General features: G+C 53.6%; 12 protein-coding genes, 4 tRNA genes and 1 other RNA gene. 6 read left to right on the forward strand and 11 right to left on the reverse strand.

Annotated features, from left to right (window positions below; genetic code table 11):
• The first annotated feature begins 3 nt into the window (after positions 1–3).
• Entirely contained in the window at positions 4–870 is an 867-nt protein-coding gene (gene pdxK / locus Q1L34_RS06615; protein WP_004866083.1) for a pyridoxine/pyridoxal/pyridoxamine kinase, read from the forward strand.
• On the forward strand, positions 867–1,106 hold the full coding sequence (locus tag Q1L34_RS06620; protein ID WP_004866079.1) for a hypothetical protein: 240 nt from the start codon (positions 867–869) through the stop codon (positions 1,104–1,106). The genes pdxK and Q1L34_RS06620 overlap by 4 nt, the downstream gene beginning before the upstream one ends.
• 42 nt (positions 1,107–1,148) lie before the next feature.
• Here the strand turns inward: Q1L34_RS06620 and crr are convergent, their stop codons facing one another.
• The 5 genes from crr to cysZ all read right to left on the reverse strand — a co-directional run bounded on the left by crr (position 1,149) and on the right by cysZ (position 6,042).
• Entirely contained in the window at positions 1,149–1,658 is a 510-nt protein-coding gene (gene crr / locus Q1L34_RS06625; RefSeq protein WP_003861316.1) for a PTS glucose transporter subunit IIA, read from the reverse strand.
• A gap of 42 nt (positions 1,659–1,700) precedes the next feature.
• Complete coding sequence (ptsI, locus tag Q1L34_RS06630; protein WP_004866073.1) at positions 1,701–3,428, reverse strand: phosphoenolpyruvate-protein phosphotransferase PtsI; 1,728 nt, start codon at positions 3,426–3,428, stop codon at positions 1,701–1,703.
• Positions 3,429–3,472: 44 nt separating this feature from the next.
• Positions 3,473–3,730: a phosphocarrier protein Hpr gene (gene ptsH / locus Q1L34_RS06635; protein WP_000487600.1), complete on the reverse strand. Its 258-nt coding sequence runs from the start codon at positions 3,728–3,730 to the stop codon at positions 3,473–3,475.
• A 379-nt stretch (positions 3,731–4,109) separates the two neighbouring features.
• Entirely contained in the window at positions 4,110–5,081 is a 972-nt protein-coding gene (cysK, locus tag Q1L34_RS06640; RefSeq protein WP_004865450.1) for a cysteine synthase A, read from the reverse strand.
• 199 nt (positions 5,082–5,280) lie between these two features.
• Positions 5,281–6,042, reverse strand: coding sequence for a sulfate transporter CysZ (cysZ, locus tag Q1L34_RS06645; RefSeq protein ID WP_015583738.1), 762 nt, complete (start codon positions 6,040–6,042; stop codon positions 5,281–5,283).
• 230 nt (positions 6,043–6,272) lie between these two features.
• Between cysZ and zipA the strand changes: the two genes are divergently transcribed.
• The 3 genes from zipA to Q1L34_RS06660 all read left to right on the forward strand — a co-directional run bounded on the left by zipA (position 6,273) and on the right by Q1L34_RS06660 (position 9,617).
• Positions 6,273–7,307, forward strand: coding sequence for a cell division protein ZipA (gene zipA, locus Q1L34_RS06650; RefSeq protein ID WP_015583739.1), 1,035 nt, complete (start codon positions 6,273–6,275; stop codon positions 7,305–7,307).
• Positions 7,308–7,381: 74 nt separating this feature from the next.
• Complete coding sequence (gene ligA, locus Q1L34_RS06655; protein ID WP_071359694.1) at positions 7,382–9,397, forward strand: NAD-dependent DNA ligase LigA; 2,016 nt, start codon at positions 7,382–7,384, stop codon at positions 9,395–9,397.
• A 1-nt stretch (position 9,398) separates the two neighbouring features.
• Positions 9,399–9,617: a DUF3820 family protein gene (locus tag Q1L34_RS06660; RefSeq protein WP_004865436.1), complete on the forward strand. Its 219-nt coding sequence runs from the start codon at positions 9,399–9,401 to the stop codon at positions 9,615–9,617.
• Here the strand turns inward: Q1L34_RS06660 and Q1L34_RS06665 are convergent.
• Complete coding sequence (locus Q1L34_RS06665) at positions 9,614–10,612, reverse strand: bile acid:sodium symporter family protein (protein WP_004865433.1); 999 nt, start codon at positions 10,610–10,612, stop codon at positions 9,614–9,616. The genes Q1L34_RS06660 and Q1L34_RS06665 overlap by 4 nt on opposite strands.
• 89 nt (positions 10,613–10,701) lie before the next feature.
• Here Q1L34_RS06665 and Q1L34_RS06670 point away from each other — a divergent pair, with 89 nt between their 5' ends.
• A complete protein-coding gene (locus tag Q1L34_RS06670) occupies positions 10,702–11,628 on the forward strand; it encodes a LysR family transcriptional regulator (protein ID WP_004865428.1) in 927 nt (308 codons plus the stop codon).
• A 56-nt stretch (positions 11,629–11,684) separates the two neighbouring features.
• Here the strand turns inward: Q1L34_RS06670 and Q1L34_RS06675 are convergent.
• The 5 genes from Q1L34_RS06675 to Q1L34_RS06695 form a co-directional block, all read right to left on the reverse strand.
• Positions 11,685–11,809, reverse strand: a non-coding RNA gene (locus tag Q1L34_RS06675) — RtT sRNA.
• Positions 11,810–11,835: 26 nt separating this feature from the next.
• A tRNA-Lys gene (locus Q1L34_RS06680) sits at positions 11,836–11,911 on the reverse strand.
• A 4-nt stretch (positions 11,912–11,915) separates the two neighbouring features.
• Positions 11,916–11,991: transfer RNA gene (locus Q1L34_RS06685), tRNA-Val, on the reverse strand.
• Between the two features lie 46 nt (positions 11,992–12,037).
• Positions 12,038–12,113: transfer RNA gene (locus Q1L34_RS06690), tRNA-Val, on the reverse strand.
• Positions 12,114–12,155: 42 nt separating this feature from the next.
• Positions 12,156–12,231 (reverse strand) — tRNA-Val (locus Q1L34_RS06695).
• Positions 12,232–12,443 lie beyond the last annotated feature (212 nt).

Below are 12,443 nucleotides of genomic sequence, written 5' to 3' on the forward strand. Positions count from 1 at the left end.
GGGATGGGCCAACAAGACGAAATACAATCGGTACTCTTCAACGATAAGAGCCGGGCGCTGCAGGTCGACATCGTCGCCGTGCAATCGCAGGTCGTGTACGGCAGCGTCGGTAACAGTATCGCGGTGCCGGCCATTAAACAGCATGGACTGCGGGTGATGGCCGTACCGACCGTGCTATTCAGTAACACGCCACACTACGATACGTTCTATGGCGGAGTGATTCCGGAAGCGTGGTTTGTGGGTTACCTGCAGGCGCTGGAGGAGCGTGACGCGCTGCGTGAACTGCGGGCGGTGACCACGGGATATATGGGCAGCGCGGTACAGATAGAACGCCTGGCGCAGTGGTTACGCCGGATCCGCGAATCTCACCCGCAGCTCTGTATTCTTGTTGATCCGGTCATTGGCGATGTCGACAGCGGGATCTACGTGAAGGCGGAGATTCCGGATGCCTATCGTACTCATCTGCTGCCGCTGGCGCAGGGGATAACGCCAAACTTGTTCGAACTGGAAACGCTGAGCGGAATGCCCTGCCGCCATCAGCAGGAGGCCATCGCTGCCGCGCGTAGTCTGTTATCCGACTCGCTGAAGTGGGTCGTGATTACCAGCGCCCCGGGAATGGACAGCGCGACGATTAACGTTCTGGTGGTAACGGCTGATTCGGTTGAGGTAGTGGTCCATCCGCGCGTTGAAACGGATCTGAAAGGTACCGGCGACCTGTTTTGCGCCGAGCTGATTAGCGGCCTGGTGTCGGGGCTGACGCTGGGAGCGGCGACGCAGGCTGCGGCGCAGCGGGTGCTGGCAGTGATGACCTGGACCGATCGGCAAGGCTGTGATGAGCTGATCCTGCCGCCGCCGGAGGTCACAGCATGAAGAGCTATCGTTTAGTTGTACGTCAGCAGGGGCGTATTGTTGGTTATTTTGAGACTGCCGGTAATGAGGCCCTGGAAGATGTCTGCGTGGCCCGGTCGCTGTTTGGCGTCACCGGTGGATACCAGTGCGATCTGTTGGTTTCAGATAGCGAACGGCGGATTCTGGAAAGTGGGCCAGAGGGGATGAAGGTACTCTCCCGGGAGAAATGCTTTCGGCCGGTAAAATCCATCCTGTAAAAAAAATGGCGCCATAAGGCGCCATTTTTTCTGCGGCAAGAATTACTTCTTGATGCGAATGACCGGGGTTTCACCCACGGTAACGCTACCGGAGAGTTTGATCAGCTCTTTGATCTCGTCCATGTTGGAGATAACAACCGGAGTCAGGGTCGACTTGGCTTTTTCTTCCAGCAGCGGCAGATCGAATTCGATGACCGGGTCACCCACTTTCACACGCTGACCTTCTTCGGCAATGCGTTTGAAGCCTTCGCCTTTCAGTTCAACGGTATCAATACCGAAGTGAACAAACAGCTCAATGCCGCTATCCGATTCAATAGAGAATGCATGGTTGGTTTCAAAGATTTTACCGATGGTACCGTCTACCGGCGCAACCATTTTGTTGCCGGTAGGTTTGATGGCAATGCCATCACCCACAATTTTTTCCGCAAAAACCACATCCGGCACGTCTTCGATGTTGACGATCTCGCCAGAGAGCGGAGCAACAATCTCAATAGTTCCGGAGTCTTTTTTGTCATCAGAAACCAGAGATTTCAATTTATCGAACAAACCCATGATCTTCTCCTAAGCAGTAATTTGGGCCGCGCATCTCGTGGATTAGCAGATTGTTTTTTCTTCAATGAACTTGTTAACCAGCGTCATTAACTCGTCCGTTGTCGGTTGAGCAAGAGCCTGCTCTGCTAATACTTTCGCATCTTCGAAGTTCGTGTTACGAATAATCTTCTTGATACGCGGGATGGAAATGGCGCTCATAGAGAATTCGTCCAGCCCCATACCCAGCAACAGAAGTGTAGCACGTTCATCGCCCGCAAGCTCACCACACATGCCAGTCCATTTGCCTTCGGCATGAGAAGCATCAATGACTTGCTTAATCAGCGTCAGTACAGATGGCGACATTGGCTGGTAAAGATGTGAAATCATATCATTACCACGGTCAACTGCCAGAGTATATTGCGTTAAATCATTGGTTCCGATACTAAAGAAATCGACTTCTTTCGCTAAATGACGGGCAATCGTTGCCGCGGCTGGTGTTTCAACCATCACGCCGACTTCGATTTTTTCGTCGAATGCTTTACCTTCGTCACGCAGTTCCTGCTTGTAGATCTCAATCTCTTTCTTCAGCGCACGCACTTCTTCAACAGAGATGATCATCGGGAACATGATGCGAAGCTTACCGAACGCGGAGGCGCGCAGGATGGCACGTACCTGGTCACGCAGGATCTCTTTACGATCCATCGCGATACGTACGGCACGCCAGCCGAGGAACGGGTTTTCTTCTTTCGGGAAGTTCATGTACGGCAGTTCTTTATCGCCGCCAATGTCCATGGTACGAACGATAACGGCCTGAGAACCGCACGCTTCGGCAACCGCTTTATAGGCGGCAAACTGCTCTTCTTCAGTCGGCAGCGCATCGCGGTCCATGAACAGGAATTCTGTACGGTACAGACCGACGCCTTCTGCGCCGTTGCGCTCAGCGCCATCGACGTCACGTACGGTACCGATGTTGGCGCAGACTTCAACCTGATGTCCGTCCAGCGTAATCGCCGGCAGATCTTTCAGCTTAGCCAGTTCTGCTTTCTCTTCAGCGACCTGAATCTGCAGTTTACGCAGCTCTTCGATTTGTTCGTTGGTCGGGTTAACCAGAACCTGGTTATTCACCGCATCAAGGACCAGATAATCGCCGTTTTTCACCTGGGTGGTGACGCTACCGGTGCCCACGATGGCAGGCAGTTCAAGGGAACGCGCCATGATAGAGGTGTGGGAGGTACGGCCACCGGCGTCGGTGATGAAACCCAGCACCTTGTTCAGGTTCAGCTGTGCGGTTTCCGACGGAGTCAGATCGGCGGCAACCAGAATCACTTCTTCCTGAATCGCGCTCAGATCGATGATAGCCAGGCCGAGGATGTTGCGCAGCAGGCGCTTACCAATGTCACGTACGTCAGCCGCACGTTCTTTCAGGTATTCATCATCCAGCTCTTCCAGGGCAGTGGCCTGACCTTCGATAATCTCATTTGCTGCCGCATCGGCAGTCATCTGCTTATCTTTAATCAGGGCTATGATTTCCTGCTCAAGCTCCTCATCTTCCAGCAGCATGATGTGCCCTTCGAAGATGGCTTCTTTTTCTTCACCGAAAGTTTCACCAGCTTTGGTTTTGATGACCTCCAGCTGGGCGGAGGCCTTGGCGCGGCCGCTCAGGAAACGTTCGACTTCCTGATCAACCTTATCGGCAGAAATTTTCTTCCGGTCGATGACAATTTCGTCTTCTTTCAGCAGGAGAGCCTTACCGAAAGCGATACCCGGGGATGCTAAAATGCCTGAAATCATAACCCTACCTTACTTGTGACTGATATTAAAAAGAACCCGTGAACTTATTCGAGTTCAGCCATCAGTTTTACCAGATGCTCAACTGCTTTCTGCTCATCTTCGCCTTCAGCGGAGATAGTCACGACGGTACCCTGAGTCAGGCCCAGAGTCTGCAGTTTGAACAGGCTTTTGGCGCTGGCGCTTTTGCCGTTGGAGGTTACAGTGATCTCAGAAGTGAAGCCTTTTGCTTCTTTAACAAACTGAGCAGCAGGGCGGGTGTGCAGACCGTTCGGAGCGGTAATGGTAACTTCTTGCTGGAACATTATATTTCCCCAACTTATAGGTTTAGTGTTGTGGACCTAAAGTCTAGCCTAACGGCCAGGCTTTAGCCTGTATTGTTAGCGCCGGCATTACGTGTCTGGCTAAGGTGTCAGCAGCGTGTTCGCTGTGAAGACCATCTGGCCGTGGACGTCTGGCACGTCATTAAACATTATGCAGCGAAAGGAAGACTTGAACCAAATCATAAAATCGATTCAGCTTACGGAAATCCGATTATGAATAATTTCGCGCATCAAAATAAATGTGTTGGTTAAATACCAGACCCTACGCGGTGAATCAATGCCAGGAGGGGTAAAACTTTGACGTATGCCACAAAAAAGCACCTGAAAAGGTGCTTTTTTACACGATGCTAACGAGCTGGCATCACTGTTGCAGTTCTTTCTCGGTGAAGAGATCGGCAAACAGCGCGGTGCTTAAATAACGCTCACCTGAAGAGGGTAGGATAACCACAATATTCTTATTGGTAAAGGCCTCATCTTCCTGGAGCTTAAGCGCCGCAGCGACGGCCGCGCCGGATGAGATACCGGCCAGAATACCTTCTTCATCCATCAGACGACGTGCGGTGGAGATAGCTTCTTCGTTGGTGATAGCCACCACTTTATCAACCAGCTTCAGATCCAGGTTGCCTGGAATAAAGCCGGCACCGATGCCCTGAATTTTATGCGGACCTGGCTTCAGCTCAACGCCCGCCAGCGCCTGAGCGATAACCGGGGAGTCGGTCGGTTCAACCGCCACGGTGATCAGATCTTTTTTGCCTTTCGTGCCTTTAATATAGCGACTCACGCCGGTCAGCGTACCGCCGGTGCCGACGCCGGAGATAAAGACATCCACCTGGCCATCCGTATCTTCCCAGATTTCCGGGCCGGTGGTCTTTTCATGAATTTCCGGGTTTGCCGGGTTGCTGAATTGCTGCAGCAGCAGATATTTTTCCGGGTTGCTGGCGACAATCTCTTCTGCTTTCTGAATCGCGCCTTTCATGCCCTTCGCGCCTTCGGTCAGTACCAGATTCGCGCCGAGTGCTTTCAGCAGCTTACGACGTTCAATACTCATGGTTTCCGGCATAGTCAGCGTCAGCTTATAACCGCGCGCTGCCGCAACGTAGGCGAGAGCGATACCGGTGTTACCGCTGGTCGGTTCAACCAGCTCAACGCCTGCTTTCAGTACACCGCGTTTTTCGGCATCCCAAATCATATTGGCACCAATTCGGCATTTTACGCTAAAGCTCGGGTTGCGTGATTCAACCTTTGCCAGGATGCGCCCGTTACCGATTCGGTTCAGTCGTACTAACGGCGTGTGGCCGATAGTCAGGGAGTTGTCTTCAAAAATCTTACTCATGGCCCGTCCTTAACTGTATGAAATTTGGGATTACGGCTTCAGCATACCCGCTTAAAGAATATGCGGAAGTAAGGATTTAGCATATCTATATTCGGAAGGGAAATAATGGTAAGCCAGAAGGAATAAGGCGCGGTATATAGCCGCTGTGCTTCAGGCCACGCGTTTGCTGGCCTGAAGCACTGGGCACAAGGAGAGGGCGCTATTTCCACATGGCGTGTTTATCGCGATAGCAATCGACCCACATGGCCGTTGCGCCGCAAATGGCGACTGGCAGAATGACCAGGTTCAGTACCGGGATCAGGGTAAATAGGCTGGTCAGCGCGCCAAACTGCATATTGGTGACTTTACGGGTCCGCAGCGCTTCGCGCATGGTTTTAAACGGCACTTTGTGGTTGTCGAAGGGGTAGTCGCAGTACTGAATCGCCAGCATCCACGCGCTAAACAGGAACCACAGTACCGGCGCCAGCGTCTGGCCAATTCCGGGAATAAAATAGAGTATCAGCAGTACGATTGCACGCGGCAGGTACCAGGCGAACTTTTGCCACTCACGCTTCATAATGCGCGGCACGTCTTTCATGATGCCAAAAATGCCCACGTCCGGCGGCGTGGCGCCGGTCAGACGAGCTTCGAGCTGCTCTGCGAGCAGGCCGCTAAACGGCGCGGCAATCCAGTTGGCGATGGTCGAGAAGAAGTACCCGAACACGAGCAGGATAGAGATGACCACGATGGGCCACAGCAGATAGTTCAGCCATTGTAGCCACTGCGGAACATGGTTCATTAAGGATGGGATCCAGCTATCCAGGCGGGTGAACAGCCACCAGAAGGCGCCACCCATCAGAATGATGTTAACTAACAGAGGCAGAAAGACGTAACGACGAATCCCCGGCAGCCCGATCAGTTTCCAGCCCTGCGAAAAATAGTAGACGCCGCTACGCGGGGTAGATGCGGATGTTGAAACCATGGTCAGGCGATGCTCCTCTTTTGACATCCTAACTGAATGCCCGCTTATTTTATCGGGTTGTCAGACAATAACCAGTTAGGAAATGTTCGAAAAAACAGCAAAAAGCACGATTTAGTTCATCTTTATGTAGTGAAAGCGGTAGACACACTTGCACTCGACGTAATCGGCAAATACTCTTAGTGAGTAAATGTTTGCCGTGGTGGCAAGGTGTTAGAACAACAGAGAATATAATGATGCAGGATTTGCGTCTGATATTAATCATTGTTGGCGCGATCGCCATACTCGCTTTACTGGTACACGGTTTCTGGACCAGCCGTAAAGAACGTTCCTCGATGTTTCGCGATCGCCCACTGAAACGTATGAAGTCTCGCGATGACGAAGAGTCTGAGAACGATGACTTTGATGACGATGTTGAAGGCGTAGGTGAAGTTCGCGTTCACCGGGTTAACCACGCCCCAAATGGCGTGCATGGGGAGCAAGAAGCACCTCGTCAGGCGCCGCCGCAACACCAATACCAGCCTCCTTACGAGCGTCAGGTGCAGCAGCCTGTGCGTCCGGAAGAGCCGGTACGGCAGCAGCCCGTTCAGCATCAGGCACCGCAGCCTCATGTACCGTCGCCTCAGGTGCAACAGCCACCGCAACCTGTCGCGCCACAGCAGCCTGTGCCGCCGCAATATCAGCCTCAGCAGTCGCCTCAGCAGCCGGTAGTTCAGAGTGCGCCGCAACAGCCTGCTCAGGTACAGCAGCCAGCGCCGCAGCCTGTCGCCGCACAGCCTCAGCCGGCAGCTGAACCGCAGGTCTCCGAGCCTCAGCAGCCAGCGCCAGCGCCGCAGCCAAAAGAACGCAAAGAAACGGTTATCGTCATGAACGTTTCTGCGCACCAGGGCACGCAGATTAACGGCGAAGTGCTGATTAACAGCATCCAACAGGCGGGCTTTAAATTTGGTGATATGAATATTTTTCATCGCCATCTCAGTCCGGACGGCAGCGGTCAGGTTCTGTTCAGCCTGGCAAATATGGTTAAACCGGGTACCTTCAATCCTGATGGTATGGCCGACATGACTACGCCTGGCGTAACGATCTTTATGCAGGTGCCGTCGTTTGGTGATGAGCTACAAAACTTTAAACTGATGCTGCAATCTGCACAGTATATTGCCGATGAAGTCGGTGGTGTGGTGCTGGACGATCAGCGTCGGATGATGACCCCGCAAAAACTGCGCGAATATCAGGACCGTATTCGTGAAGTTAAAGAGGCTAACGCCTGATTTATTCCCCGGCGTTTCGTCTACCAATCCAGAACCCCCGCCTGCCGGGGGTTTTTTATCATTGATGGTGTGATATGGAACCGATCGAACAAAAACTAACTGAACTGCGAACCACGCTTCGCCATCATGAATATCTGTACCATGTTATGGATACCCCGGAGATTCCCGATGCGGAATATGACCGGTTAATGCGCGAACTGCGCGAGCTCGAAGCTCAGCATCCGGATCTGATTACCCCTGATTCTCCAACCCAACGCGTGGGCGCGGCGCCGCTGGCGTCATTCAGCCAGGTCCGCCATGAGGTTCCGATGCTGTCGCTGGATAACGTCTTTGATGAAGAGAGCTTCCTTGCCTTCAACAAGCGCGTTCAGGATCGACTCAAGAGCAGTGATGACCTGATCTATTGCTGTGAGCTAAAGCTGGACGGGCTGGCGGTCAGCATTTTGTATGAAAACGGCGTCCTGGTTCAGGCGGCAACCCGTGGCGATGGCACCACCGGTGAAGATATCACCGCCAACGTCAGGACAATTCGCGCCATCCCGTTGAGACTGCGTGGCGACAATATTCCACAACGGCTGGAAGTTCGCGGCGAGGTCTTCTTACCGCAGGCCGGCTTCGAAAAAATTAATGAAGAGGCCCGCCGTACCGGAGGGAAAGTGTTTGCTAACCCACGAAACGCGGCGGCAGGCTCTCTGCGTCAGCTCGATCCGCGAATTACGGCGAAGCGACCGCTTACTTTCTTTTGTTACGGCGTGGGCGCGCTGACTGGCGGTGAGCTGCCGGAGAGCCATTCCGGCCGTCTGCAGCAGTTTAAGGCATGGGGGCTGCCGGTTAGCGACCGGGTAACGCTCTGCCATACCCCAGAGGAAGTGCTTACTTACTACCGTAAAGTTGAAGAAGACCGTCCGAATTTAGGTTTTGATATTGATGGTGTGGTCATCAAAGTCGATTCCCTGGCGCTTCAGGAACAGCTTGGATTTGTGGCCCGTGCGCCGCGCTGGGCGGTGGCGTTTAAGTTCCCGGCGCAGGAGCAAATGACTTTTGTGCGCGACGTCGAGTTTCAGGTAGGGCGTACCGGAGCCATCACGCCGGTGGCTCGCCTGGAGCCGGTGCATGTGGCCGGTGTTCTGGTGAGCAATGCTACTTTGCACAACGCCGATGAAATAGAGCGCCTGGGGCTGCGAATTGGCGATAAAGTGGTGATTCGCCGCGCGGGGGACGTGATTCCTCAGGTCGTCAACGTCGTACTCTCCGATCGCCCGGAGGAGACGCGAGAGATCGTCTTCCCGACCCATTGTCCGGTGTGTAATTCTGATGTTGAACGGGTCGAAGGCGAGGCGGTAACGCGCTGTACCGGCGGGTTAATTTGCGGTGCGCAGCGTAAGGAAGCGCTAAAACATTTTGTCTCCCGCCGCGCGTTAGATGTGGAGGGCATGGGGGATAAAATTATCGACCAGCTGGTTGAGAAAGAGTACGTCCACACTCCGGCAGATCTCTTCCGCTTAACCGCCGGGAAACTCACCGGTCTGGATCGAATGGGGCCTAAATCAGCACAAAACGTGGTTAATGCCCTGGGAAAATCAAAAGCAACCACCTTTGCTCGTTTCCTCTACGCATTAGGTATTCGCGAGGTCGGTGAAGCAACGGCAGCGGGGCTGGCGGCCTATTTCGCCACGATTGAAGCGCTGGAGCAGGCTACTATTGAGGAGCTGCAAAAAGTGCCGGATGTGGGAATTGTCGTGGCCACGCACGTCTTTCACTTCTTTGCTGAAGAGAACAACCGCGATGTGATCGCGCAGCTCCGCGCGGAAGGGGTCAACTGGCCTGCGCCGGTGGTGGTCAATGCCGAGGAGATTGATAGCCCGTTTGCCGGTAAAACGGTTGTCCTGACCGGCAGTCTCAGCCAGCTTTCTCGCGATGATGCGAAGGCGCGGCTGATGGCGCTGGGGGCAAAAGTCGCCGGCAGCGTCTCGAAGAAAACGGATCTGGTGATTGCCGGCGAAGCGGCGGGCTCTAAACTTGCTAAAGCGCAGGAGCTGGGCATCGCCGTCATTGATGAAGCAGAAATGCTGCGGCTGCTGGGAGAATAAGGTGGATAAGGATCAGCTCATTGAGATTGCTAATACGGACATGCCGTTTGGTAAATACAAAGGCCGTCGCCTGATTGATGTGCCGGAAGAGTATTTGCTGTGGTTTGCCCGTAAAGACCAGTTTCCTGCCGGCCATCTTGGCGAGCTGATGGCATTAACTTTGTTGATTAAAACAGAAGGGCTGACCCAGCTGGTTCAGCCCTTGAAGAAGCCTCGTTAAGCCTCAGAGGCGCGGGTTTTCTCCTGCGCCAGCCGTGCTTCAGCCTGCCGTTTATAGCGCCGTGCCAGAACGGCGCACACCATCAGCTGAATCTGATGGAAGATCATTAGCGGCAGCACCATGATCCCCAGAATCGACGTCGGGAAGAGGATGTTGGCCATCGGTATCCCGTTTGCCAGGCTCTTTTTCGAACCACAGAAAACAATCGTGATTTCATCGGCCTTATTAAAGCCGCATTTGCGTGCGACGAAGATATTAATGGCAATCACGATAGCCAGCAGAACCAGGCTGACGACCACGATGAAGAGTAACGAGCCGACGCCGACTTTATGCCAGATGCCGTTCACTACTGCCTCGCTAAATGCGGAATAGACCACCAGCAGAATCGAAGTCTGGTCGGTTTTTGAGATCCACTTTTTATGCCGGGCAACCCAGTCGCCAATCCATGGGCGAGAGAGATGGCCAAGAACGAACGGCAGCAGAAGTTGCAGCATAATCTTACCGACCTGTTCCAGATTGCCGCCGGCGCCGTGCAGGTTCATCAGCAGACCGACCAATAGCGGCGAAATAAATATCCCCAGCAGACTTGAAGCCGATGCCGAGCAGACGGCCGCCGCGACGTTACCCCCTGCCAGCGAGGTAAAGGCAATGGCTGACTGAACGGTCGCAGGCAGAATGCAGAGATAGATAAATCCGGTATACAGCGCAGGGTCGACATTAATCGGCGCCCACCAGGCAAACAGCACACCTAAAACAGGGAATACCACAAACGTGCTGCACATAACCCACAGGTGTAAACGCCAGTGGCTGCCGCCGGCGACGATGGCCTCGCGGGAGAGTTTCGCCCCGTGCATAAAAAACAGCAGCGCAATGGCGGCGGTGGTTAAATTTTCAAAGAAGGGAACAAAACCGCCGCGGGCCGGAAAAAAAGAGGCCAGCAGCACAACGGTGATAAGAGTCAGAGTAAAGGGATCAAGAATGCGGAAAAGTTTCATAAACGCTCCTGAAAATCGATATCGCTATTGTGCTTTTTCTATTTTGAGAAATAAAATTAATTTATTGCATCCATTCATGAATAAAAAATATGAATTATTCGCTCCGTCAGTTGAAGGTCTTCGTCACCGTCGCCAGAGCAAAAAGCTTCAGCCGGGCAGGGGAGATCATTGGTCTTAGTCAGTCTGCGGTCAGCCATAGCGTAAAAGAGCTGGAACACCAGACCGGCGTTCGTTTACTCGATCGTACGACCCGGGAGGTGGTGCTGACGGAGGCGGGACAGCAGCTGGCCGGTCGACTTGAGCGGCTGCTGGATGAACTGAACAGCACGCTGCGTGATGCCGGACGGGTCGGACAGCAGTTAACCGGAACCGTACGGGTGGCCGCCAGCCAGACGATTTCAGCGCATCTGATCCCGCAATGTATTGCGCATAGTAACCAACGTTATCCGGAGATCGACTTTGTGCTGCACGATCGTCCGCAGCAGTGGGTGCTGGAAAGTATCCGCCAGGGGGAGGTGGATTTCGGTATTGTTATCGATCCCGGTGCGGCGACCGATCTGCAATGTGAGACGGTGCTGGCGGAACCTTTTTTGCTTTTATGTCGGGAGGATCATCCTTTTGCCGAAAGAGTATCGGTGAACTGGCAGGAGCTTCACGGCCAGCGGCTGGTATTGCAGGATTACGCCTCCGGCAGTCGGCCGCTGATTGATGCCGCGCTGGCGCGCTTTGGCATTGATGCCAATATTGTGCAGGAGATTGGGCATCCGGCTACGCTGTTTCCGATGGTGGAGTCAGGTATTGGTATCAGCATTCTACCGGCGCTGGCGCTACCGCTGCCTCAGGGCAACCATTTGCGGGTCAAGCGACTCACTCCGGTTGTTGAGCGTCAGCTGATGCTGGCGCAGCGTAAAAATCGTTCACTCTCTACCGCCGCGCAGGCGTTATGGGAAGTCGTGCGTGAAGAGGGAAATACGCTGACCGCGGGCAGAACTGACGATCCGCTGTATCAGCGGTGAAGCGTGCTTCAGTGGCGGCGAGCGTGGTATACAGGAACTAAAGTGAGGGATAGGGCTGGTGGCCCGGGCAGGATAACGCGCTTTGCTCGCCCTTCGGGCCGTCGCCGCGAGCGACTCCGTTGTCTCGCTTGGCTCGACTCGAACCTGCACGGTCGGGCATGATGCTCAGAAACGAAAAAAGCGCCTGAAGGCGCTTTTTTCTAAATATGGTGGGTCGTGCAGGATTCGAACCTGCGACCAATTGATTAAAAGTCAACTGCTCTACCAACTGAGCTAACGACCCGAAGTGGTGGGTGATGACGGGATCGAACCGCCGACCCCCTCCTTGTAAGGGAGGTGCTCTCCCAGCTGAGCTAATCACCCACTTCGGTACTTCACATTTTAACAAGAAATCCAGCTGGCGAGAAAGTGGTGGGTGATGACGGGATCGAACCGCCGACCCCCTCCTTGTAAGGGAGGTGCTCTCCCAGCTGAGCTAATCACCCACTTCTCAATTTCTTGCTACACGGCGGAGACTACATAAGTAGTGGTGGGTGATGACGGGTTCGAACCGCCGACCCCCTCCTTGTAAGGGAGGTGCTCTCCCAGCTGAGCTAATCACCCCCGCTGTGTGGAGTCGCATTATAGGGAGAGTTGAAAATGAGTCAACGCCTTTTCTAAATAATTTGTTTGTTCGTCGTAAAATTAGCCAAAACGATCGCAAAAGCATCCGCGGAGCATGATTTATAAACAAAAATAGCAAAGCGTGACGTTCAGACCTGAACAACATTGAGGAATCAGCCCACGGTGTTAGAATATTCACCCATAAATACCCA

Source organism: Klebsiella ornithinolytica (genome assembly GCF_030505655.1).
GTDB lineage: Bacteria > Pseudomonadota > Gammaproteobacteria > Enterobacterales > Enterobacteriaceae > Klebsiella > Klebsiella ornithinolytica.

What these genes read in the sequence shown, in the direction of transcription:
- pdxK (WP_004866083.1), top strand. Translation starts at nt 4, where the DNA reads ATGGGCCAACAAGACGAAATACAATCGGTACTCTTCAACGATAAGAGC.
- Q1L34_RS06620 (WP_004866079.1), top strand. Translation starts at nt 867, where the DNA reads ATGAAGAGCTATCGTTTAGTTGTACGTCAGCAGGGGCGTATTGTTGGT.
- crr (WP_003861316.1), bottom strand. Translation starts at nt 1,658, where the DNA reads ATGGGTTTGTTCGATAAATTGAAATCTCTGGTTTCTGATGACAAAAAA.
- ptsI (WP_004866073.1), bottom strand. Translation starts at nt 3,428, where the DNA reads ATGATTTCAGGCATTTTAGCATCCCCGGGTATCGCTTTCGGTAAGGCT.
- ptsH (WP_000487600.1), bottom strand. Translation starts at nt 3,730, where the DNA reads ATGTTCCAGCAAGAAGTTACCATTACCGCTCCGAACGGTCTGCACACC.
- cysK (WP_004865450.1), bottom strand. Translation starts at nt 5,081, where the DNA reads ATGAGTAAGATTTTTGAAGACAACTCCCTGACTATCGGCCACACGCCG.
- cysZ (WP_015583738.1), bottom strand. Translation starts at nt 6,042, where the DNA reads ATGGTTTCAACATCCGCATCTACCCCGCGTAGCGGCGTCTACTATTTT.
- zipA (WP_015583739.1), top strand. Translation starts at nt 6,273, where the DNA reads ATGATGCAGGATTTGCGTCTGATATTAATCATTGTTGGCGCGATCGCC.
- ligA (WP_071359694.1), top strand. Translation starts at nt 7,382, where the DNA reads ATGGAACCGATCGAACAAAAACTAACTGAACTGCGAACCACGCTTCGC.
- Q1L34_RS06665 (WP_004865433.1), bottom strand. Translation starts at nt 10,612, where the DNA reads ATGAAACTTTTCCGCATTCTTGATCCCTTTACTCTGACTCTTATCACC.
- Q1L34_RS06670 (WP_004865428.1), top strand. Translation starts at nt 10,702, where the DNA reads ATGAATTATTCGCTCCGTCAGTTGAAGGTCTTCGTCACCGTCGCCAGA.